Source organism: Microvirgula aerodenitrificans DSM 15089, assembly GCF_000620105.1.
Taxonomy (GTDB): domain Bacteria; phylum Pseudomonadota; class Gammaproteobacteria; order Burkholderiales; family Aquaspirillaceae; genus Microvirgula; species Microvirgula aerodenitrificans.
The window spans coordinates 1-22,474 of sequence record NZ_JHVK01000035.1 but is presented as its reverse complement, the minus strand read 5'-3'; the positions used below and the strand labels follow the sequence as shown (position 1 = coordinate 22,474).

General features: G+C 66.1%; 18 protein-coding genes. 2 read left to right on the top strand and 16 right to left on the bottom strand.

Features of this window, described 5'->3' with window-relative positions; all coding sequences use genetic code 11:
- Positions 1-3: 3 nt before the first annotated feature.
- The 3 genes from Q352_RS0116890 to hrcA all read right to left on the bottom strand — a co-directional run bounded on the left by Q352_RS0116890 (position 4) and on the right by hrcA (position 6,552).
- On the bottom strand, positions 4-3,957 hold the full coding sequence (locus Q352_RS0116890; RefSeq protein ID WP_156952588.1) for an autotransporter outer membrane beta-barrel domain-containing protein: 3,954 nt from the start codon (positions 3,955-3,957) through the stop codon (positions 4-6).
- Positions 3,958-4,492: 535 nt separating this feature from the next.
- The gene (mltB, locus tag Q352_RS0116885; RefSeq protein ID WP_028500341.1) at positions 4,493-5,485 is read right to left on the bottom strand and encodes a lytic murein transglycosylase B; all 993 of its coding nucleotides are present in this window, start codon (positions 5,483-5,485) and stop codon (positions 4,493-4,495) included.
- Between the two features lie 47 nt (positions 5,486-5,532).
- Positions 5,533-6,552: a heat-inducible transcriptional repressor HrcA gene (gene hrcA / locus Q352_RS0116880; protein WP_028500340.1), complete on the bottom strand. Its 1,020-nt coding sequence runs from the start codon at positions 6,550-6,552 to the stop codon at positions 5,533-5,535.
- A gap of 103 nt (positions 6,553-6,655) precedes the next feature.
- On the opposite strand from hrcA, the gene Q352_RS0116875 reads away from it, so the two are divergent.
- Positions 6,656-7,411 carry a competence/damage-inducible protein A gene (locus Q352_RS0116875; RefSeq protein ID WP_028500339.1) on the top strand — a complete coding sequence of 252 codons (756 nt, stop codon included), beginning with the start codon at positions 6,656-6,658 and terminating at the stop codon, positions 7,409-7,411.
- Between the two features lie 4 nt (positions 7,412-7,415).
- Here Q352_RS0116875 and Q352_RS0116870 read toward each other — a convergent pair whose 3' ends face one another.
- From Q352_RS0116870 to nosZ, 7 genes are all read right to left on the bottom strand, one after another.
- Positions 7,416-8,009 (bottom strand): TetR/AcrR family transcriptional regulator, encoded by a 594-nt coding sequence (locus Q352_RS0116870; protein ID WP_036386839.1) that lies wholly within the window; start codon positions 8,007-8,009, stop codon positions 7,416-7,418.
- On the bottom strand, positions 7,984-9,027 hold the full coding sequence (gene waaF, locus Q352_RS0116865) for a lipopolysaccharide heptosyltransferase II (RefSeq protein WP_028500338.1): 1,044 nt from the start codon (positions 9,025-9,027) through the stop codon (positions 7,984-7,986). Before waaF ends, Q352_RS0116870 begins: the two co-directional genes overlap by 26 nt.
- A 241-nt stretch (positions 9,028-9,268) precedes the next feature.
- The gene (locus Q352_RS0116860; RefSeq protein ID WP_028500337.1) at positions 9,269-9,472 is read right to left on the bottom strand and encodes a zinc-finger domain-containing protein; all 204 of its coding nucleotides are present in this window, start codon (positions 9,470-9,472) and stop codon (positions 9,269-9,271) included.
- A gap of 74 nt (positions 9,473-9,546) precedes the next feature.
- On the bottom strand, positions 9,547-10,470 hold the full coding sequence (locus tag Q352_RS0116855) for a branched-chain amino acid transaminase (RefSeq protein WP_028500336.1): 924 nt from the start codon (positions 10,468-10,470) through the stop codon (positions 9,547-9,549).
- A gap of 97 nt (positions 10,471-10,567) precedes the next feature.
- Positions 10,568-13,069 carry a filamentous hemagglutinin N-terminal domain-containing protein gene (locus Q352_RS21725; protein ID WP_028500335.1) on the bottom strand — a complete coding sequence of 834 codons (2,502 nt, stop codon included), beginning with the start codon at positions 13,067-13,069 and terminating at the stop codon, positions 10,568-10,570.
- Positions 13,070-13,214: 145 nt separating this feature from the next.
- A complete protein-coding gene (locus tag Q352_RS0116845) occupies positions 13,215-13,652 on the bottom strand; it encodes a copper chaperone PCu(A)C (protein ID WP_028500334.1) in 438 nt (145 codons plus the stop codon).
- A gap of 197 nt (positions 13,653-13,849) precedes the next feature.
- On the bottom strand, positions 13,850-15,781 hold the full coding sequence (gene nosZ / locus Q352_RS0116840) for a TAT-dependent nitrous-oxide reductase (protein WP_028500333.1): 1,932 nt from the start codon (positions 15,779-15,781) through the stop codon (positions 13,850-13,852).
- A 191-nt stretch (positions 15,782-15,972) separates the two neighbouring features.
- Here nosZ and Q352_RS24470 point away from each other — a divergent pair, with 191 nt between their 5' ends.
- Positions 15,973-16,392, top strand: coding sequence for a c-type cytochrome (locus tag Q352_RS24470; protein WP_028500332.1), 420 nt, complete (start codon positions 15,973-15,975; stop codon positions 16,390-16,392).
- A gap of 85 nt (positions 16,393-16,477) precedes the next feature.
- On the opposite strand, the gene Q352_RS21720 is transcribed toward Q352_RS24470, so the two are convergent.
- The 6 genes from Q352_RS21720 to Q352_RS0116805 form a co-directional block, all read right to left on the bottom strand.
- On the bottom strand, positions 16,478-17,104 hold the full coding sequence (locus Q352_RS21720; RefSeq protein ID WP_036386834.1) for a hypothetical protein: 627 nt from the start codon (positions 17,102-17,104) through the stop codon (positions 16,478-16,480).
- Between the two features lie 4 nt (positions 17,105-17,108).
- Positions 17,109-17,621, bottom strand: coding sequence for a nitrous oxide reductase accessory protein NosL (locus Q352_RS0116825; protein WP_036386833.1), 513 nt, complete (start codon positions 17,619-17,621; stop codon positions 17,109-17,111).
- Positions 17,618-18,442, bottom strand: coding sequence for an ABC transporter permease subunit (locus Q352_RS0116820; protein WP_028500331.1), 825 nt, complete (start codon positions 18,440-18,442; stop codon positions 17,618-17,620). Before Q352_RS0116820 ends, Q352_RS0116825 begins: the two co-directional genes overlap by 4 nt.
- Positions 18,442-19,377: an ABC transporter ATP-binding protein gene (locus Q352_RS0116815; RefSeq protein WP_028500330.1), complete on the bottom strand. Its 936-nt coding sequence runs from the start codon at positions 19,375-19,377 to the stop codon at positions 18,442-18,444. Before Q352_RS0116815 ends, Q352_RS0116820 begins: the two co-directional genes overlap by 1 nt.
- Complete coding sequence (locus Q352_RS0116810; RefSeq protein ID WP_233495288.1) at positions 19,361-20,650, bottom strand: nitrous oxide reductase family maturation protein NosD; 1,290 nt, start codon at positions 20,648-20,650, stop codon at positions 19,361-19,363. The genes Q352_RS0116815 and Q352_RS0116810 overlap by 17 nt, the downstream gene beginning before the upstream one ends.
- Positions 20,647-22,474, bottom strand: a 1,828-nt coding sequence (locus tag Q352_RS0116805) for a 4Fe-4S binding protein (RefSeq protein WP_028500328.1), incomplete at its 5' end; no start/stop codon positions are given. The genes Q352_RS0116805 and Q352_RS0116810, both read right to left, overlap by 4 nt.

Sequence of the window (22,474 nt, the reverse complement as noted above, 5' to 3'; positions counted from 1 at the left end):
GGCTCAGTACAGCAGCCGCCAGTTCGCCATCACGCCGCGGTCCTGACTGCCGTCGTCGCGACTCAGGTAGCCCTCCAGGCTGAAGCGCCCGTGGCGTCCCTGGTGGCTGAAGCCCAGCCGACCGTCGTAGCCGAAGCGGCGCCGGCCATCCTCCGCCGCCAGGGCAAAGCGGGCATCCGGCGCACCGGCCAGGCTCGCCTCCCGCCGGCCGGCCTGACGCAGCATGGCCGGTCGGCCATGGAACTGTGCATCCAGCTGCCAGCCTCGCGACCGCGAATCCCGCCCGTCATGGCTGAAACGCAATCCCAGCAGCGCCTCCAGCGCCACATCGTGCCGCGACGTCACCCGCAGCCCGAAGGCCCCGGCGTCGCGTTCCCGCAGTGCGCCGTCTCGCTGGTAGCGCAGCCTGACGCCAAGCAGCGGGGTCAGCACCGCACCGCCGACCGGCTGTGCCAGCGCCAGGTTCAGCCGGGCCCCCAGCTGGTCGCGCCGGTGATCGGCCCGCGCCCGGTAATTGACCGCCTTGCTCCCCGTGCCATAGTCGAGCGTGCGCCGGGTGCGGTACTGGTGCAGGAAGTAGTCGAGGTGGCCCTCCACGGCCAGCCCGGTCGTCAGCGGCCGCGCATAGCGGGCGCCAAGGTACTGGCTGCTGCCGTCCAGTCCCTGCTCGCGGTCCTTGCTGCTGCCCGGCGACACGCGGGCAAAACCGTAGCGCACCGCCAGTTGCGCCGTGCCGGGTGCAAAGCGCTGCTGCAGCGCGACCATGTCGTAGGCTGACGCACCCAGCCGGCTGCCGCGTTCGCCGCGCCCGAGCAGCCTGAAGCCGAAGCCGGTGGCATCCTCGGCCACGCTGTCGGCCATCCGGTCGAAACGGTGTTCCAGCGTGGGCACGGCCCGCAGTGACCGGTCAAAGCCGGCGCCGGACAGCTGGCGCAGCGCGCGGGCAAAATCTTCACGCCCCGGCAGTTCCAGGCTGGAGAACAGTCTGCCGCGCCCGTAGCTGCGCTCCAGGGCGCTGGCGACCGGTGCCAGCGACGCGTCGGCAATCAGGTCGCGGTAGTCGTTCTTGACCAGGGTGACGCCGATATCGCCGTCGTTGTCATGGTAGCCCCGCGCTTCCCAGACCACGGTGGTCGAACGGATATTGCCGGCGCCGCTCAGCCCCTTGCCGGTGACGAGCTTGGGATAGACCTGCTGCCTGGCCGATGTGCCGGCTGTAAAACCGGTATCGATGCGGACGTCGTGGCCAAGCGCCAGATAATCGCCGGACAGCGTGCCGGCGCTGCTGGCGCTGGTACCGATCTGGTAGTGGTCCAGTGAGGTCGACCGGATGCCGGCCGCGCCGGCGCCGTCGCTGGTGGCCAGGAACCGGGGCGGGAAGATCAGGGCCCGGTCCGTTTCGGTGCCGGTCATGTCCCGTGCCCGGGTTGACGCGTCCCTGAAGGTGTCGCACCCGTCTTCCTTGCCGCACTGCAGCAGGATCTTGCCGCGATTGACCAGCGCGCCGTCCGGTCCGGCAATATGGAAAGCGTGGGATTGCCCGGCATTGATGATGATGAGGCCGGTACTGTCGTTGACCAGGGTGCCGGTGGCGTGTGGCCCCAGTGCCATTGCCACCAGACCGGTATGGGGACTGCCCGGCTTGCCGACGGTGATGGTGCCGCGATTGACCAGCTGCGCGTCGGCATCGCTGTACATCCCCACGGCCTTGTCGCCGTCGATCTCGAGCGTGGCCCCGGTATCGTTCAGGATGTCGAGCCCGTTGTGGCCGGCCTCCAGGGCGGTTGTCGTGCGATGCCCGCTGTCGAAGCGGATGGTGCCGCGGTTGATGAATGGCGTGCGGGTCGCGGCGCGCGAGGCGGCAGTCGTCCTGAGGACTGCCACATCATTTGCCATCGTTATCGTGCCGGTGTTGATGATCTCGCGGTCCAGCGCGCTGCGCGGAAGGGTCAGCAGGGCCTGATCCGCGGTGGCAGACTGGTCGGGCCTGAGTGCCGTGCGGATGTCACCGGCATTGCTGAACACGCCGGCATGCAGGAACAGTCCGGCTCCCGGCGTCAGGTGGATCGAGCTCCCCCGGACATTGGTGAACTCTCCGTGCAGCTCCAGCTGACCGGGATACATCCTGCCGGCGTTGTGCAGCGAAAAAGCCAGGCTGGGGCTCGTGCTGCCGAGAATGACGTGACCGTCCGGCTCGTTGTATACCGGGCCGTAAGCACGCAGCACGACCCGGTCGAACAGGTTCCGGTTATGCAGCGCGCTGCCGTGCAGCGTCGTGATCGTGCCATCGCCGATGGTGCCGGTATTGCTCAGGGTGTCCTTGCCAGCCAGGGTCAGACGGTGCCCGTTGAGTGACAGATTGCCCGGATTGCGGAGCGTGGAGGGGGCGGTTTCCGGCTTGATGCCGGGGGAGAACCGCGGCCGCTCCAGCCGGGTGTGGCCATCTTCCGGGCTCAGCAGATCCCCCTCGCCAGCCAGATCGGTGAGTCCGGCGTCGGCGACCGAGCCCCATGCCGGCTCGCCGGGTGCAACCGGCGAATCGAGCAGCAGCACCTTGCCGCGATTCAGCAGCATTCCGCCGTCCAGGCGCCGGAATGCCTTGCCGGCTGGCGTGCTGATTTCGATCGTGCCGTCGTGGTCGTTCAGGATGGTGGCGTGATTCAGTGCCTGCATGCCGAACAGGCTGCCTGCCGGTGTCTCGACGCCGGGGTCGCTGACCAGCCGTATCGTGCCCTGGTTGATGGCCAGCCCGCCTTCGCCGCTGGCCACCATGCCGACACCGGCATTGTGGACGGTAATGGTGCCCTTGTTGATGGCGACGGCATTGATGGCGAACCGCGTGTTCTGGTTGCCTTCGCGCGACCCGACCGACATGCCCGCTGCGTATTCGTACGGGGCGAGGGGGATTTTGTCGCCAGCGTCACCCGTGATGGGAAGGTAATGTACGGAAAGATGGCCGCCGATGGCCGGGTTGACGGTAATGCTGCCCAGATTCCGCGCGATGGAGTGTGGTCGGGACGCGTGGTTGCCATTACTGGCGCTCATCCCGCCGGCACCGATGCCTTCGGCCTGGATGGTGGCACCTGCCTCGTTGTCCGCCCTGCCGCCATTGAGGGCAACCATGGCGGTGATCCCGGGACGCCTGCCACTGAACTGGGACGGGACGTGGTGGGTGGCCAGGTGGTCGTACTGGTGCGCGGAGACCTCCGTGGACAGTGAGACGAACAATGCCTTGCTGTTGCTGGCTCCGGAACCGTTGCCGATGGCGGCAAGGGCATAGGCCCCCTGCGGCGGTCTTTGCCGGCCATCGGTGCCGGGCCGGGGCGGCGAGGACAACCGGGACGACAGCAGGCCATGGTTCTCGACCCGGGCCTGCCTGACGGCAGCCAGTCCGGCCCCTCCCGGCAGGGTCAGCGTAGCGTTGTTGCGCAGCATCGAGCCCTGGCCGGCCGCCTGCATCAGTGCGTGCCGGGAAGGACGCGAGACCGGGCTGGCCACGTCAAGCCCGGCCGTGTCCAGACTGGCTGCTTCGTCCACGTTCAGCGTGCCGCCGCGATCGACCCGGACGACAGTCGGGGTATGGGGGAAGGTACCGTGGACGCGGATGGTACCTTTCAGCACGACGGTCGTGCCATCGAAGGCGGTGATGGCATCCTGTTCGCTGGAAATGCTGCGGTCGTCGGCAATGACTTCCGGCTGGCTTCCGGGCCTGTCACCGGGCCTGTCACCGGGCTTGTCGTCAGGTTTGTCGCCAGGTTTGGAGGGGCGCTGTGGATCAGGCCCACCCGCGGGAGGAGGGGTACGAGGGCGGCTCGACACCTTGTGGGTGCTGTCTGCGGGGGCCGCCGGGTTGGCCGTGTCCGGGAGAGGCATGGTGTCGACATGCGGCGTGGTGCCGCGGTCTCCACGGGCCGTGATGGCGATACCCGCTGCAGCCAGTCCCGCTACGGCGGCCATGCTGCCATAGCTGACCGGTGGGCGGGCACCCGGTGACGGGGCGGGGCACGGGCCTGTGTATCCGGGCTCGGTCGCGTCGCACGGGGGGCTGTCGGTTTGTGGCGTGGCGTCCTGCCCGCGTGCCCTGACGGGGTCGCCGATCACGTCTGCCGCTTTGCTCAGGGGAGCGCAGCCCATCATGACGGCAATGCCCACGGTGCTGCCGATATGAAGGCCACTGGCATACAGGTATCGGCAGCGCCGGACCAGCCTCCGGCACTGGCGACCTGATACGGAAAGAAACGGGCAGTGCATATATCAGCCTCTTGCGTCTGAATGAAGAAACAAAAACGGCAAGGGTGATATTTAGAGTCAGCGGCTAACGGAATGAAATGAGGGAGTACTGCTTCTGGACAGGTTAATTCTGAATCTGTAATTGGAATTGCCCGGGCAGATAAAGCAGATACTTGTTGTCCGGTAAATAAAACGGATCGGTAAATACCGTTCGCTACAATGGCGGCAGGAAGCCGGGCCGTCTGCCGCCATTGTTCGCAGTTTATTGCACGGCGAGTTGCGCGCCGCGCCGCTGGGCGATGTCCTGCGACAGCTGGGCGACAGCAGTCGCATACAGCGTGCTCTTGTTGTAGCGGGTGATGGTGTAGAAGTTCTGCAAACCGAGCCAATACTGGGTGTTGCCGGCGGAAACTTCCAGCGGGAACACCACGCCGAGTACCGGGTCGGCGATGTCGGCGTCGATCTGCACCCCCATTTTCTTCAGTTCGCCAACGCTGTAGTGCAGGTTGAACTTGTCGGCCGCCAGTGTATCGGCAAGGCCGGCCGGCAGCGCTGCCGGCAGCAGGATGTCGGCACCATGCTGCCAGCCGTGCTGCTGCAGGTAGTTGGCGACCGAGCCGATGGCATCGGCCGGTGTGCTCCAGATATCGCGCTTGCCATCGCCGTTCAGGTCCACCGCCCATTTGCGGAAGCTGGACGGCATGAACTGCGGCATGCCCATCGCGCCGGCGTACGACCCCTTGAACGATGTCGGGTCACCGTTCTCGTCGCGTGCCAGGCGCAGGAAGGCGGATAGCTCGCCCTGGAAGTAGTCGGCGCGGCGCGGGTAGTTGAAGCCGATGGTGGCCAGCGCGTCGAGCACGCGGAAGCTGCCCATGTTGCGGCCATAGCCGGTCTCGATGCCGATGATGGCGACAATGACCGCCGGGTCGACCTGGTAGCGGTTCTCCGCCAGTTCCAGCCAGCTCGCGTTCTGTTGCCAGAAGGCGGCGCCTTCGCTGGCGAGCCGGGTGTTCACGTGGGCCGGGCGAAACTGGTACCACGGCCGGGCGGTGCTCGGGCGGTCGAGAATGCCGACGATGTTCGGCTTGATCACGGCCTGGCGCAGTGCGTCGGCCACTGCCGCGCGGTCGAGTCCCTGCTCTCTGGCCGTGCGCTCCACGAAGGCCTGGGCCTCGGGACGGGCGAGCAGCGCCTCGTCGGCGAAGGCGGGGGCGGCGAGCGCGAAGAGGGCGGGGAGCAGCAGACGTTTCATTACAGCATCCTGTCGGAATGGCGCCATCGGCGCCGGTCAAAGGGAATTCAGGAGTGGGACAGCGCGCCGGACACCAGCCGGGCGGTGATGTCGACGATCGGGATCACCCGTTCGTAGGCCATGCGTGTCGGGCCGATCACGCCCAGCGTGCCGACCAGCTGGCCATTGATCGAATACGGTGCGGTGACCACCGAACAGCCGTCCAGCGTGTGGACGCCGGATTCGTCGCCGATGAACAGCTGCACGCCCTGGGCGCCGCGGCTCTGGCTCAGCAGACGCAGCAGTTCGGTCTTGTGCTCGAACATGTCGAACAGCTGACGCAGCGAACCGAGGTCGCTGGTCAGTTCGTCGATGGTCAGCAGATTGCGTTCGCCACTGACCACGACCGTGTCGGCCTGGCTGTTCAGCGAGTTCTTGCCGGCATCGATGGCCGCACTCATCAGCCGGGCGATATGCCCCTGCAGCCGGGCCAGTTCGCTTTCCAGTTCGACAGTGATGGTGGCGAGCGACTGGCCGGCGTAGTGGCGATTGAGGAAATTGGCCGCCTCGGTCAGTTCGGATGCGGTGTAGTCGCGTTCGGTGAACAGCAAATGGTTCTGCACATCGCCAAGCTGGGTGACGATGATCAGCAGCACGCGGCGGTCGGACAGACGCAGGAATTCGATCTGGCGGAAGGCCATGTCGGCACGCTGCGGCGTGACCACCACGCTGGCGAAATGGGTCAGGTCGGACAGCAGTTGCGAGGCGGCGGCGACCAGCCGCGCCGGGCTGTCGGGGTGCAGCTCGTGTTCCATCTGCTGGCGGGCGATATGGTCGATCGGCTGGATGGTCAGCAGGTTGTCGACGAACACGCGATAACCCCTGGCGGTCGGTACCCGTCCGGCGGAGGTGTGCGGGCTGACGATCAGTCCCATCGACTCCAGGTCGGCCATGATGTTGCGGATGGTCGCCGGGCTGATGTCGAGACCGGAAATCTGGGTCAGCGTCCGCGAACCGACCGGCTGGCCGTCAGCGATATAGCGTTCGACAAGCGATTTGAGCAGGCGTTGCGCGCGTTCATTGAGCATGCAGGGATTTTACGCGACGGTGAGGGAATCGGGACAGGTCATTGTCAGGAAAGACCGGGAGAGATAGATTGCCCGCTCCATTCACGGCCACGGAGTCGACCTCATGAAGGTAGGCGCAATCATCATCGGCGACGAACTGTTGTCCGGCAAGCGGCAGGACAAGCATCTGCAGGCGCTGATCCGCATTCTGGCCGCACGCGGCATGCGGCTCCACTGGGCCGAGTATCTGGCGGACTCCCCGGAGGCCATTACCGCGACGCTCAAGCGCACGCTGGCAGGGGACGATCTGGTGTTCAGCTTTGGCGGCATCGGCGCCACGCCGGACGATTACACCCGGGCCTGCGCAGCGGCGGCGGCCGGCGTGGAGCTGGAAACGCATGCCGACGGCCGTGCGATTCTTGAGGCGCGTTTTGGCGAGGAGGCCTATCCGCACCGGATTCACATGGTCGATTTTCCGACCGGCAGCCGGCTGATTCCGAACCCGGTCAACCAGATTCCGGGCTTCAGCGTCGGCAATCATCACTTCGTGCCGGGGTTTCCGAGCATGGCATGGCCGATGATCGAGTGGGTGCTCGATACCCATTACCGGGGGCTGTTCAATGACGAACCGGATGTCGAGCACGGCTTTGTCGCCCTGCAGGCGCGCGAAGGCGACCTGATCGGGCTGATGGAGGAGATGGTCGCCCGCTACCCGGCGCTGCGCCTGTCGTGCCTGCCAAGCTTCGGCACCGCCGACCTGCCGCCGCATATCGAGTTCGGCCTGACCGGTGCGCCGGCGCTGGTCGATATCGGTGTCGGCGAGCTGCGCCGCGCGGTCGAGGCACGCGGCTACGAGACGCGGGACCGCAAACCGCGCTAGCCGGTTACTGGCCGTCCGGCGGCGGCAACAGGATGTCGAGCATCTGCTGTGCCAGCTGCTCGACGCTGAGGTCGCCGTCGCGCTTGTACCACTGCACGCTCCACTGCAGCGAGCCCAGCACCATGCGGCGCAGCAGGCGCGGGTCTTCGGCGCGGATCAGGCCGGCGGCGACGGCTTCTTCCAGCGCCGACTGCCACAGGTCCTCGTAGCGGTCGCGCAGCACGATCAGGCCCGGTTTCTGTTCCGGCGACACGCTGCGCCACTCGTACAGCATCACTTCCAGTGCGGCCTGGTTTTCACCGAGCAGCGAGTGCAGGTGGACGTTGACCAGGGCTGCCACTTTTTCGCGCGGCGACGTGGCCGCCGCCAGTGCGGCGCGCAGCTGCTCGGTGGTGCTGGTGATGCCGAGCGCCATCACCGCGACCAGGATCTCTTCCTTGGTGCGGAAATGATAGAACAGACTGCCCGACTGGAGCCCGACGGCATTGCCGATATCACGGACTGTGGTGCGTTCGAAGCCGCGGTCGCGGAACAGACCGGCGGCGACGCGCACCAGTTCGGATTTACGGCTGTTATCGTCCTGGACGGGCAAAATCATTCGTTTTTCTGGCAATGGCTTGATCGAGTGCGGACCATACCATATCGGCCCCCAGCTTGTTGAGGCAGTCCATATGGCCGAGCGGACAGACGCGCTCGAAGCACGGGCTGCAATCGAGGCTGAGGGTCACGATCTCGGCATGTTCGGACAGCGGCGGGGTGAAATCGGGGCTGGAGCTGCCATAGATGGCGACCAGCGGCAGGTCCAGGGCCGCGGCGATATGCATCAGGCCGGAGTCGTTGCAGATGGCGACCTGCGCCAGTGACAGCAGGTCGATGGCCTCGTCGAGCTGGGTTACGCCGCACAGGTTGACCACACTGTCCTCGCCGGCCAGACGCACGATTTCGTCGGCGATGTCCCGGTCCTTGCCCGAGCCGAAAATCCAGACCTGCATGCCGGCATCGCGGCACTGCTGCGCCAGCGTGGCGAAATGGCGGGCCGGCCAGCGTTTGGCCGGGCCATATTCGGCGCCGGGACAGAAGGCGACTACCGGGGTGCCGGCATCGAGACCGAGCCGGGCCACGGTGGCGATCTGCGACGCGGGATCGGTGCGCAGGCGAGGGTGCGGGATCGGTCGTTGCGGCAGCTGGCCGCGATCTTCGCCGAGGGCGACAAAGCGGCCGACCATGTCCGGCAGGGCTTTTTCGTCCAGCTCGCGCAGGTCGTTCAGCAGGCCATAGCGCATTTCGCCGATATAACCGGTACGCCGTTTTGCGGCGGTGGCGAACGGAACCAGTGCCGATTTCAGTGAATTCTGCAGCACGATGACCTGATCGAAGTGTTCGCGGGCCAGTTTGCGGCCCAGTCGAAGACGGTCGATCAGCTTCAGCGTGCCATGGCCGAACGGATTCAGGTGCGACCGGGCGACTTCCGGCATGCGCGCCAGCACCGGCAGCGTCCAGGCCGGGGCGAGGACGTGCAGCTCAAGCCCGGGATGACGCTCATGCAGGCGGCGGTACAGCGGCTGTGCCATGACGGCATCGCCGACCCAGGCGGGGGAACAGACAAGGATCTTCATAAATGGCAAAAGACGCGATCCCCCGTGGGGTGGCGTGCAGTCACGCCCGCTACCACGGGTGAAGCGGAGCGCCTTCGCGGGGCGAAGGCCGGGGGTAACGGCATCGCGGACTGCCGATGCCGTCGCCGTTTTCGGATCGCCCCGTCCGGCCTGGCGGCCGGCATGGGCGAAAGCCGGATTATAGAGGCATTGCCCCGGGCCAACGCAGTTCGCGTTGCCCCCGCGCGGCGCGGGCCGCGCGTCAGTGGCCGCTCGGCAGCGGGCCGGTCAGTTTGTACTCGGTGCCGCAGTACGGGCATCTGGAGACGCCGCCCTGCTGCTGGATCGGCAGGAATACGCGCGGGTGGGCGTTCCATTTGACCATGCCCGGCATCGGGCAGTGCAGCGGCAGGTCATGCGCGGTGATCTCGATGAAGTTGGCGCGGTTTTCTTTCAATTCAGCCATTTGCAGATTCGGTTCCGTACAGGGGTGGGCGGGAGCGGGAACGCGCGGGCGGCGTTTCCGCGTCCGGATAACGTTTACTTGACCAGGGTCAGCCACTCGCGGTGACTGGCGTCCTGACCCTTCACGCAGGCGAAGTAGCGGGACTGGATCTCGGTCGTGACCGGGCCACGGCTGCCGGCACCGATCTGGCGGCCGTCGAGTTCGCGGATCGGCGTGATTTCGGCGGCGGTACCGGTGAAGAACGCTTCGTCGGCACTGTAGACTTCGTCGCGGGTGATGCGCTTTTCGACCAGTTGCAGGCCCATTTCCCCGGCGATGGTCACCACGGTATCGCGGGTGATGCCCTCCAGCGCGCTGGTCAGGTCCGGCGTGTACAGCTTGCCCTTGCGGACGATGAACACGTTCTCGCCGGAGCCTTCGGCCACATAGCCGTCAACGTCCAGCAGCAGCGCTTCGTCATAGCCGTTGCTGATGGCCTCGTTGTTGGCCAGGATCGAGTTCATGTAGTTGCCGTTGGCCTTGGCCTTGCACATGGTGATGTTCACGTGGTGGCGGGCGAACGAGCTGGTCTTGACGCGGATGCCGCGGTTCATGCCTTCCTCGCCGAGGTAGGCGCCCCATTCCCAGGCAGCCACGATCACGTGCACGTCGCCCTTCGGCGGTGCGACGCCGAGCTTGCCCGAACCGTAGAACGCCATCGGGCGGAAGTAACACGACTTCAGCTTGTTGGCCCTGACCACATCGAGGTGGGCGGCGTTCAGTGCCGCCTTGTCGAACGGCATGTCGATGCCGAGGATGTGCGCCGAGCGGAACAGGCGGTCGGTATGGTCCTGCAGGCGGAAAATGGCCGGGCCTTCGGCGGTTTCGTAGGCGCGGACGCCTTCAAACACGCCAAGACCATAGTGCAGCGTGTGCGTCAGCACATGAGTGGTGGCTTCGCGCCATGGCACGAGCTTGCCGTCGAACCAGATGAATCCGTCGCGGTCAGCCATCGACATAGTGTTCTCCCCTTTTTGATCTGTAGACATTGCCAAGGATTATAGCGCTGTAGAACCGCTTTTTGGATGGGGGGAAATCGCTGCGGCACAAGCGCTTTCAGCGGAAAACGGGCGCGCCGTCCTCTTGCCGGTCACGCCGGCTCGCACCGGCATCCCGACCGCGGCCGGGCAGGGTGCCGAGGTCGATCCGCCCGTCGGCCCCCAGACTGAAAAGTCCGGGGTGCACGCGTCCGGTCAGCCGTGCCATCTGCATGGCCGACAGTACCACACCGGGAATCAGCTGCCAGTCGTGCGCGGGCAGAAGTGTTTGCGCCAGCCGGGCGTGGTAGCGGGCCTCATCGGCATGGTGACTGGTGTCGAAACGTCGGCCGGTCAGTTGTGCACGCCGCTCGCGCTCTTCTTGCTGCGCACGGAAGCGGTCGTGCAGCCATGGCGGGAAAGGGGGAGCCGGCCCCCCGGCCGTTTCCGGCGCGGGGGGGGCTGGCACCCAGGCCGTCTCCGGCGCAGGGACGGTTGTCTCCGGCGCGGGGGCGGTCGGTTCCGGCGCCGGCGGGCGGGCCGGAACGATGACCGGCCTGTCGGCCAGATTGGCGAGAATCAGGCTGTCGTCGTTGGTCAGCCGCCCGGTGTCCAGCAGCATCGGCCCGCCGGACAGGATGCGGGCCGGTATCGATGTGCCGGATTCCCGGTTGCGGAGATTGCGCAGGCGGGTTGCCCGCAGGATCAGCCTGCCGAGCGCCTCGAAGGTGGCGCCCCGGTTGACGACGCTTCCGGCCCGGCCGCCGGCATGGTCATTGTCATCCAGCCCGCCCCCGATCAGCAGGTCACCGGCGCTGAAGATCCGGGCATGCGGATGGTTGTCCAGCGACTGAACGCCGATATCCAGGCGGTCGCGGGCGGTGATCATGGCGGCATGGCTGTTCCCGGCATCGTTGCTCAGCCGGCTGGCCCCGATATGGACGCGGCGGCCGTCGATCAGCCCCAGGTTCTCCACCCTGCCGGTCGAGGATAACCGGATGACGTCGCCGCCGAGCAGGCCGGCATTGGCAAGGTGGGCGCTGGACAGCGTCAGCCGGCGGCCCGTTTCCATTCGCCCCAGATTGAGGAGGATGCCGCCGACCCGTGCGGTGGCATCCCCCCCTGCCCGCAACGTGCCGCCGTGGCTGAGGTCGCCATGCACGGCCAGATGGAAATCACCGCCACTGTACAGCCGGCCGTCACCATCGAACTGGTCGGCATGGATGGTCAGCTGCCGGCCGGCATGCAGCTCGCCGTCGTGATTGACGATGCCCCGCAGCGGGGTGGAAGGGGTCCCGATGGCCAGCCGGCCGCCTGCACGGATATGCCCCTGGCGGTTGCCCAGGTGACTGCTGCCGTTCAGGCTCAGGTCCTCCCGGGCGTCCAGCCCCCCGTTCCGGTTGTCGAGCGTTGCCTGGCGGGCATCGATGACGAGTTGCTGTCCGGCAATGGTGCCGCCCCGGTTGTCGATGCCGTCGCTGGTGAGAACGATCCGCCCTGCGGCCTTGATCCGGCCCGCCCGGTTGCCGATCCCGCCGGCGCGGGCCGTCATGTCCAGCGCCCCGGCTGTCGATTCGATGCGCCCCCCGGCGTTGTTCAGCCGTGCGCCGTCCAGCGAGATGTTCCCGCGGGCGGTGAGGATTCCGCCGCGGTTGTCGAGTCGTTCGTGGCTGTGCAGCCGGGCGCTGCCCTCGCTGTGCACCGTGCCGCTGACTTCCAGCCGGCCGTCGGCATGCAGCACCAGTCCGCCATCGCCGGCGGTGACCTTGCCGCCAAGGTTGACGCCAACGCCGTGCTCGGTGCCGGTCAGGAAGATCTTGCCGGCATACATGCCGCCAAGCAGGGCCGAATCCAGCGCGAACTGTGGCCGGGTGGCCGCGTCGGCGGCCTCTGCGGTCACGGTGTCACCGTCGGCGCTGATGCGGTTGGCACCGGTTACCACCCGCAGGTGCCTGGCCCACAGCCCGGCGTTGATTTCGACCGCGCGGGCGAAGATCGCAGTGTGGCTGCTCAGGCCGGCATACAGCCCGGCACCCTCGATGCGCACCGTGCCATTGCTGACGCGAAAGCTGTCCAGATTGCCCTGCGGGCCGGGCTGCGGCCGGCCGGTGCTCAGCGTGCTGCGGTCGGCATTGATGAAACCGCAGCCGGCGCAGGTGATGCCGGACGGGTTGGCGACGATGACGTCGGCGCGCGGACCGGCCACTTCCAGCAGGCCGCGCAGCAGGCTGGGCTGGCTGCTGTTGACCTCGTTGATGATCAGCCGGGCACTGCCGCTGGCCAGGGCCGGATTGCCGCGCACCCGGCCACCAAGCTCGGTCTGCACATCGTGGCGGGCGTTGTTGAGGATGGCGCCGCGCGGGCCGACGTCGAACTGGCGGTAATGGTTGTGCGAAACGCCAGCGGCGTTGGGGGTCTGGATGTCGACCTGCGGCAGGCCGCTGGCGGTGCGCTGCACCACCGGCTGCTGCGTGCTCGCGGCCCCCGGGTCGGCGACGATGCCGTCAGCCTGTGCGGACAAGACCGTGCCCGGCGTCAGCAGGGCGAGAAACAGCGGCGGAAAATGGGTCGGTAAAGTCATGCGCAGTCATGCCGTAGCCGGTTGGAGAAACGACGTAGGCTACGTACTTGACCTGCTCATGCCAGCACCATAATTCTGGAATGTATTTAGGAATAATCCTGTTTTTGAGCCGTGTTTGCTGGTGTCCGCACACGGCGCCCGCGCTTTACGGCGCCCGGACTTCCAGCGTGGTCGACACGGTTTCGGTCCGGCCGCCGCTGTTGATTGTCAGCGACAGCGGCAAGCGGTCGCCGACCGCCAGCGGTGTACGCAGGCCGATCAGCATCAGGTGGATGCCGTCATGGCGCATCTGCAGCGGGCGGGCCGGCTGCAGGGCGACGGCTCCCAGCCGGCGCATGCCGAAGCGACCCTGTGCGTCGACAAAGCTTTCATGGATTTCGATCCGGCCGACGCGCGGGCTGCTGGCGGCGACCAGTTGCGCAGTGGCCGTCGTGTTCAGGGTGATGAAACCGGCGCTGCCGTACTGACCGGCGCGGGTGCGCCATGCCCAGCCGTCACGGGCGGTGACCGTGGCGGAATCGGCCAGCGCCGGCATGCACGATAACGTCAGGGCGATGGCCAGGCAGGACAGGAGGCGCTGCATGCGGGATACCTTCTGAATGAAATGAGCAGATGAAAAAAGGAGGCCCCTGCTCAGGGCCTCCTGTCAAACCGGCCATGCTTCGCCGTGCCACTGGCACCATCGAAGCCGGTACGCGGAGCCTCTGACCGGACACCCCGCGGCCGTGCTGTGGCCGGAAAACGGGCGCGCCTTGACACGCCCGCCGTGAACGGAGCTCCTCAACGCCGTTCGACGATCATGCGGCTGCGCATCTCCAGGTGCAGCGCGTGGCAGAAGTGGGTGCAATAGCACCAGAACACGCCGGGCTTGTCGGCCTTGAAGGTGACCGACTTGGTTTCCTGCGGATTGACGACGAAGTTGATGTCGTACATCGGAATGCCGAAACCGTGGGTCAGATCCTCGACCTTGTCGTGGTTGGTCAGGAAGATGGTGACTTCGTCGCCCTGCTTGACCTTGAATTCGCGCATCGAGTACGCCGGTGCCTGGCTGGCCAGGTAGATGGTGACCTTGTTGCCGTTGCGTTCGATGCGCTGGCTCTTCGGGTCCTTCACCGCATTCGGGAAGTCATCCATGTTGTAGACCTGGCGGGTCTTGATCACGTCGCGGCGGATGCCGATGGCGTCATGCGGCTCCGAGTAGGCCGGGTGGTCGGCCACCAGCACCATCTTGTCGCCGCTGATGTCGATCAGCTGCTCGGTTTCTGCATGCAGCGGCCCCACCGGCAGGAAACGGTCCTTGGAGAACTTGTTGCCGGAGTTGAAGAACTTGCCGTCGGCTTCCTTGGTTTCGCCCATCGTGGTCCAGCCGTGACCCGGCTGGTAATGAACGTCGATGCGGTCGACCACCGGCTGGGCGGTCTTGTCGCCCTTGAACTGCTTGATGGCCGCGTCGATGTTCCATTTGACGATCTGGCTGTCGAGGAACAGCGTGGTGTACGCGTTGCCACGGCCGTCAAAGGCGGTGTGCAGCGGGCCGAGGCCGATTTCCGGCTCGGCGACCACGCAGTCGCGCTGGGTCTTGAGTTCACCGTCGAACCACTTGTGCACCAGCGCCAGTTCGATCAGCGACGCGGTCGGCGACAGCTTGCCCGAGCAGGCGAAGTACTTGCCGTCCGGGCTGGCGTTGACGCCGTGCGGGTTCTTCGGCACCGGCACGTAGCAGGTCAGCGCGGTTTTCGGGTCGGCGTTCTTGGCGGCGCGGCCATCGACCACCGGCACCTTGGAGGTCCCGATGGTGGTGAACTTGCCGGCCTTGACCGCTTCTTCGATGCGGGCAATGTTGAAGAACACGCAGGCATCGCGCTCGGCCGACATCATGTCTTCATAGTGGATGCCGTTTTCGGTGTTGTACTGGTTCGATGCCGCCAGCTTGCCGTCATAGCTGGTCGCGACCAGGTCCATGTTGCCGTCGACGTGAACCTGCCAGCGCACTTCCATGGTCTCGGCATCGAGGCAGGAGAACAGGCAGCCGTACTTTTCCGGCGCATCCACATCCGCACCGTTGTTCGGCAGCGGGATATGGAATTCGGCACCGGCGAACACGCGGGTGGTGTAGTTGATGGCCGGATCGACCGGGTCGCGCTTGTCCGGGAAAATGCCGTGATGGCCCTGCACGTTCGGCACGTCAGTAATCTTGTCGCACTCGAAGGTGTCGCCGCGGACACGGGCCACGCGGGCGTTCAGCTTGTCGTTGACCCAGAAGAACTTGCCGTCGTAGGTGCCATCCTTGTACGACCCGTGGATATGGTGGGTGTCGCCGGTCTTGAACTTCAGCTGACCGTCGGGACGGGTGCCGAGAATGGCCTTGGACTCGTTGGTGATGCCCCAGCCGCTCATGCAGTCGATGTTGAATACCGGAATGCGCTTGAATTCCCGTCCCGACGGCAGACCGTAGATGCGGCACTCGCCGGAGTGACCGCCGGAGCTGATGATGTAGTAGTCATCGAGCTGGCCGGGCGGGACGTCGTACTTGCCATGCGATGCGGCCGATGCGGCACCGGCGGCGGCCGGCTTGGCCGCATTGTCGCCTTCCGGCTTCTTGCAGGCGGCGAGGCCTACGCTCAGTCCTGCGCCGGCGAGGCCGGCCAGTGCGGATTTTCCCAGGAAGGAACGGCGACTCGGGTCATGGGGCAGGAGTTCTTGGTCGGACATGATGGGGGTCCTGTGGGCAAGTGGAGAAGGGCGACAACTGCGTCAAAATGTCGCAGCCATTTTGTACCTGCCTGTCATTCCGGATCATTGACCGCCATCAAGTGAAAATCCTGAATAAATACTTAATCTGCGTGAGATCGCTGCATATTGCGTGCGGGATGCCGTTTTTTATTCTTTTGTCAGGATTGCCGATGTCTCCGATTCGTTCCCTCGCCCTGTTGTCCCTGCTCGCCGCGCTGAGCGCCTGTGGTGGCCAGCAGGAAAAAGCCCCCGCCGCCGCTGAGGCGCCGGCTGCTCCCGCACCTGTTGCCGAGGCACCGGCAGCCGCACCGGCCGCACCGGCCGCCAGCACCGAAGTCGCCGCCGGCGAAGCGGTGTTCAAGAAAACCTGCGCCATGTGCCACCAGACCGGTGCTGCCGGCGCGCCGAAGCTTGGCGACAAGGCCGACTGGGGCCCGCGCCTGGCGCAAGGCAAGGACACGCTGTACAAGCACGCGCTGGAAGGCTTCAACGGCAACAAGGGCGCAATGCCGGCCAAGGGCGGCAATCCGTCGCTGTCCGACGACGACGTCAAGGCTGCTGTCGACTTCATGGCGGGCAAGAGCGCCTGACGCGATTGAATCCTGCCCCTTTGCGACATGGGCGGGATTTCCGGACAAGCAGACGGGGCCGTGAGGCCCCGTTTTTCATGCCCGCTCAGCTGTCGTGCAGGCTGTCGAAGGCATCCGGCCCCGTGGCCAGCGTGTCCAGCAGCCAGGCCAGCAGCACCGGGACGTCGGTCAGTGGCAGGTCGATCGGGCGTGGCAGGCGGTCCGGGGCCCGGTACAGCACCGGCGAGGTGGCGGACAGCCGCGACAGCCGCCAGTCGCGATTGTCAGGCGCCAGCCAGGCGGCTTCCCAGCATGCCGGTGACGCCATGCGCAGCCACATCCCGACGCCATCCACATCGAGCAGCTCGACGGCATCCAGCCGGCGCAGTGCGCCGCCCGGATAGCGGTCGGCATGGCGCTGTTCGACCAGTTCGACCAGGCAGGCATGCGGGCTGTCGTCTTCCAGCATCGTGCCGCGCAGGCGGGCGGCCAGCACGGCCCGCACCCGCTCGCTTTCGGCCTGCAGCACCGAGGCACGGATGGCGACGGTGTCCTCGTCCTCCGCCCGCCGGCCTGCCGCGATGTCGTGAATCAGCGCATCGGCCGATGCCGCGTCAGCCGCGGCCAGTGCCGCCTTGCCGGCTTCGCGCAGCTCATACTGCAGCCGCGCCAGCGCTTCGACCTCTGCCGCCACTTCCGGCTGCAGGTCGCGAAAGAAATCCGGGTTGGACATGGCGTCACATCCCCTGGTCTTTGAGTACGCCGCCGTCGAGCTTGATCATCTCCGGCGTGACTTCGTTGAAGGCGTAAACCTTGCCGCCATACTGGCCGGCGAAGCGTTCGGCGTCGGCGCGCAGCGCAAAGGTGCCGAAGGTCGGTCCCATGCTGCCGGTGCGCTTGCTGCCTGCCACATAGAATGCCTTGCGCGCGTCGACCCAGTAGCCGACCGGCTTCTGCCAGTTGGCATGTGCCATGTCCTGCACGAAGGCGCCCTTGATCGGCTTGACCTGTTCCGGCTCGATCAGCAGCGACATCAGCTCGATGGTGTCGCAGAAATAGTCGATCTGGCCGTCACTGAAGCGGATCTGGCCTTTCGGGCCCGGGTAGTCGGCCAGCACCATGCCGTCGAGTGCGCAGGCGGCGCCCTGCGGCGGGTTCAACTCGGCATCGGCCGGCTTGTCGCTGGTGGACGCCTGGCCGCAGGCGGCCAGCAGTCCGGTCAGCAGCAGCGGAAGAAGGAATTTTTTCATGGTCGTTTGAATCTCCAGACAGCCAGTGCCAGCGGAACGGCAATCCAGGCCAGCATGACACCGCCGAGCAGGGCCGGGTGGGTCAGCGTGTCCGGCAGCACCGTCGCCAGGCCGTAGAACGCCTTCAGTTCGGATGAGGAAAACACGTTGAGAATGCGGAACACATCGGTCGGATTCAGGAACAGCGCGATGACGAACGCGCCGGTGCCGCCTTCGCCGCTGGCCAGCACCATGACCCCGAGCAGGACCAGATCGAATACCAGCACGAACAGGAACCACAGCGCGATGGCCACGCCGCTGGCGCTGGCGCGGTCACGCGAGCAGACCGACACCAGTACCGCCAGACTCAGGAACGACAGGCCGAGCAGCAGCGAACTGGCGACAAAGCCGGCGTAGTGCCACAGCGCGTACAGGTCGAAGAACGGCGCCAGCGCGATGCCGGCCACGCCGAAACCGGCCACGGTGGCGGCCGTCAGCGCGGTGGCCAGGCCGAGGTATTTGCCGAGGATCAGTTCGGTGCGGGTGATCGGCATCGACAGCAGCAGATCGAGCGAGCCGCGTTCGCGCTCACCGACCACCACATCGAAGCCGAGAATCAGCGCGATCAGCGGCAGCAGGTAGATGACCAGGCTGGTCAGGCTGGCGATGGTCGGCTCGATGCCGCGAAAGCCGACCGTGCCCTGTTGCGCCGGACCGAACCAGGCGATGACCAGCGCGAACAGCGCAAACAGGATGGCGACCACCAGTACCCAGCGATTGCGAATGCGGTCGCGGCATTCCTTGCCGGCGATGGTCAGCAGCGGAGCAAGAGCGAAGTCCATCAGCGGGTCTCCCGGGCAGCGGCATGGACATCGCGACGATGGCCCAGAAAGACCGCTTCCAGTGTCGGTTCGATAAAGCGCACGTCGGCCAGTGCCTCGCCGAGCCGGGCCAGTACCGCCAGCAGGCGCGGCTTGTCGGCGCGGTCGATGGCCAGCGACAGGCCGTGCGGCTGGCTGGCGGGCTCGAAGCCGGCCTCGGTCAGCGCGGCCAGTGCGGCCGGCCGCTCGGCGACGGCCAGCGTCAGCTCGACCGTGACCGGCAGGGCAATGGCGGCCGACAGTTCGGCCACGGTGCCGAGCGCGGCCAGCCGGCCGGCGCTCATCAGTGCCAGCCGGTCGACCCGCTGTTCGATCTCGGCCAGGATGTGCGAAGTCAGGATCACCGTCGCACCGCCGGCGCGCACCCGTTCCAGAATGGCGTAGAACTCGTGAATGCCTTCCGGGTCGAGGCCGGTCGTCGGCTCGTCCAGCAGCAGCAGCTTCGGCGCACCGAGCAGCGCCTGGGCGAAACCGAGCCGCTGGCGCATGCCCTTCGAGTAGTCGCGGACCCGGCGCTTGCCGACGGCCGGCAGGCCGACCGTATCCAGCAGTTCGGCGTACGGCGCATCGCTGACGCCCTTGAGCCGGGCGAAAAAGGCCAGCGTCTCCAGTCCGGTCAGGTTGTCGTACAGCACCACGTTTTCCGGCAGATAGCCGATCTGGCGGCGCACCGCGCGGAAATGCGGGCCGGTCACTGCCTCGCCGCACAGTGCGATTTCGCCACTGCTGACCGGCAGCAGGCCGAGCATCATCTTGAACAGCGTGCTCTTGCCGGCGCCGTTATGACCGATCAGCCCGAAAATCTCGCCGGCATCGACGGCAAAGCCGACCCGGTCGACAGCGACAAAATCGCCGAAGCGACGGCTGACGTCGCGAACCTCAATGGCGTTCGGCATGAATCCATTCTCTCCAGTTGGCATGGTGGGGCTGCATGGCAGGGTGCGCCTCGACCACAGACGGCACCCGCAGCACCGGGAACTGGCGCGCGATCATGCGCAGGGTCTGCACGGCCGGGCTGTGCATCAGCAGTTTGGCGACCGGATAGCGCCAGGTCAGCCGGTCGACCACGTCGTTGGCCTCGTACGGAATGTCGCCGCGGCCGTCCTCGTCGTGGTCCCAGCCCAGGTAGTTGCTCCAGTAGTTGCCGGTCTGCTTGCCCCATTCCTGATCGCGACTGGCCACATAGCGTACCTGCTCGCGGTTGCGGATAAAGTCGTTGCCCTCGACCGTGTTGCGGTACGAACCGGCCCACAGATGAACGCCGACGCGGTTGCCGATGACCAGATTGTTGCGCAGCGTGTTGTACTCGGCGTCGTAGATGAAGAAACCGCGCACATTGTCGGCGACCACATTGTTCTCGATGACCGAGTCCTGGATGGTGCGCAGCATGATGCCGTGATCGGAATTGGCCCAGGCGCGGTTGTTGCGGACGATCTGGTCGCGCACCTCCATCAGCGCCAGTCCGCCCCGGTTGCGGTATACATCGTTGTTTTCCCACACGTTGTGGTACGAGTTCATGTAGTGGGTGCCGTAGCGCACATGGTGGATGCGGTTGCCGCGGAACACGGCATAGTGCGACACGTCGACATAGATGCCGTCGCGGGCGAAGCTGATCCGGTTGCCGATGATCTGTGCGCCCTGGGTGTTGTACAGCTGGATGGCATTGCCGCGCTGCGGGCTCATGTAGTCGCGCTTGCCGGTGATCAGGTTGTTCTCGATCCGCACCCCGTTGGCTTTCTCGATCCACAGCCCGAACAGGGTATAGGCAAAGTCGCAGCGGCGGACCACGGCGCGATGGGCGCCGGGCCCGAGATAGACGCCGGCATTCTGCGCGCCGAGATCATCGCCGCTGTCGCGGATGATCAGGCTGTCCAGCGTGACATCCACCGACTTGACGGTAATGACATTGCCGCGATTGCCGCCATCCAGCGTGGGCCGGTGGGCCGGGTCGGCGCCGACCAGCGTCAGCGGCTTGTCGATAACCAGATTGGCCGGATAGTGGCCGGGGGCGATGCGCAGCGTGTCGCCGGGCGCGGCGCGGGCAATGGCATCGGCCAGCGTGCCGTCGGGACCGACCTGCCAGACCGCCGCCTGCGCGGCAAGGGGCGCGACGAGGACGGCGAGGCAGGCCAGACGGGCGGCACGCAGGCCGGGGGGAGGGCGGGTCAATGGACTTCCTTGATCGGGATGAAATAGCCGTCCTTGCCGATCGGTGTCGCCGGCAGGCCGTCCCGTTCGCGGCGCTTGCGTTCCCTGGCCAGCGGCGGGCAGGCGTGATCATCGTAATACATCACCATGCAGTCGAGGCAGAGCAGGCATTCCATCGGGTCGATACGGCCGTCGGCGGCAATGGCCTGCGAGCCGCAGCCGACCGCACAGGCCTTGCACGGGCCGCACTCGGCCTTGCGCTTCAGCCCGTTCAGCCGCAGTCGAGACGGCAGGCCCAGCCCGGCACCCAGCGGGCACAGGTACTTGCAGTACGGACGTTCGGTAAACAGCGACAGCCCGAAGATTGTGGTCACGAACAGCACGAACGGCCAGCTGCGGTTCCAGATGCCGACCAGGAACGTGGTCTTGAACGGTTCGATCTCGGCCAGTTGCTCGGCCAGCACCATCGAGTGGAACGAGGCGGCCACCAGGCCGATGAACACCGCGTACTTCAGCCACTTCAGCTTGTCATGCAGCGGTTTGGGCAGCTTGAACTGCCAGCGCGCCAGACCGAGGCGGCCGCCGACCTTGTACAGCAGTTCCGACAGCGAGCCGAACGGACACAGCCAGCCGCAGAACAGCCCGCGGCCCCACAGCAGCAGCGAGATGGCGATAAAGATCCAGAACAGGAAAATCAGCGGGTCGGACAGGAACAGCCCCCAGCGCCAGCCGTCGAACGGTGCGTGGATCAGCGTCAGCAACTGAGTGACCGACGGCTGCGCCATCTGCCAGAAGCCGATAAAGCCGATGCTGATTACCCACATAGTGGTTTTCGGCCACGAGATCCAGCGCTTGTCGCTGCGGCGGCTGCGGCGCTCCCAGCGGTCGCGCAGCGCATAGAAGCCGAGTGTGAACAGCAGCAGCGCGGCAAACACGGCGATCTCGACCGGCTTGCCCTTCCAGGCCTTCAGCCATGGCGCGTCGGGGCGTTCCACTGCCGGGCGGCCGCCCTGCAGATAGTGGGCCGGCAGCCAGTATTCGGACTCGAAATTGACGAAGGTCTTTTCGTTGTTGGCGTCGCGGCGGTTGCCGAGAAAATTGAACGCCCACGGCCAGGCGGCCGAGAAGCTGTGATCGCGCAGGATGAAGATGCCGGACTCGCGGAACGACGGCGCGCCGGCAGCCTTCAGGCTGTACAGGTTCATGTAGTCGCTGTCGCGGAAGGTGTACGAGTCGCGGTCCTGCTTGACCTGGATGCGGTCGTAGATGCCGCCGCGCACAAAGCCGGACCCCTTGAACGAGCCGGAGCCGTTCGATACCACGAACAGTGCGTGCTCGCCCGGCTTCAGCGTCGCCATCAGTGCCTCCCAGGCCGGGGTGCCGAGCAGGCTCTTGCCGATGGCCGGGGTATTCAGATAGCCGAAGTACAGGTCGAGGTACGGCTGGCCGCTGTCGGCCTCGCCGACATCGCCCGGCGATACCTTCAGGTGGCCGACACTGCCTTCGTCGACCAGCTGTTCCCAGCTGCGGGTGGTGGTGTCGGTAGTGAATACTGCCTGCGGCTTCGGCTGCGGCTTGATGATGCCGACCTGCTTGGCGATTTCATAGCTGGTGCGGGAAATCAGCTGGTTCTGGGCGATCAGGGTGACGGTCGCGCCGGAAATGGCGTCCATCGGCACATAGTCGCCGTCGGCCTTGCCGAGCTCGAAGCGGGTGCCGGCCGGGTGGCCGAGATACTGGCGGACGAAGTCGACCAGTTTTTGTTCCGGAATGCCGACCAGCAGGATCGGTTCGCTGTGCTTGAGAATGCGCACGCCGCGAATGGTGCCAGCGCGATCCATGCCG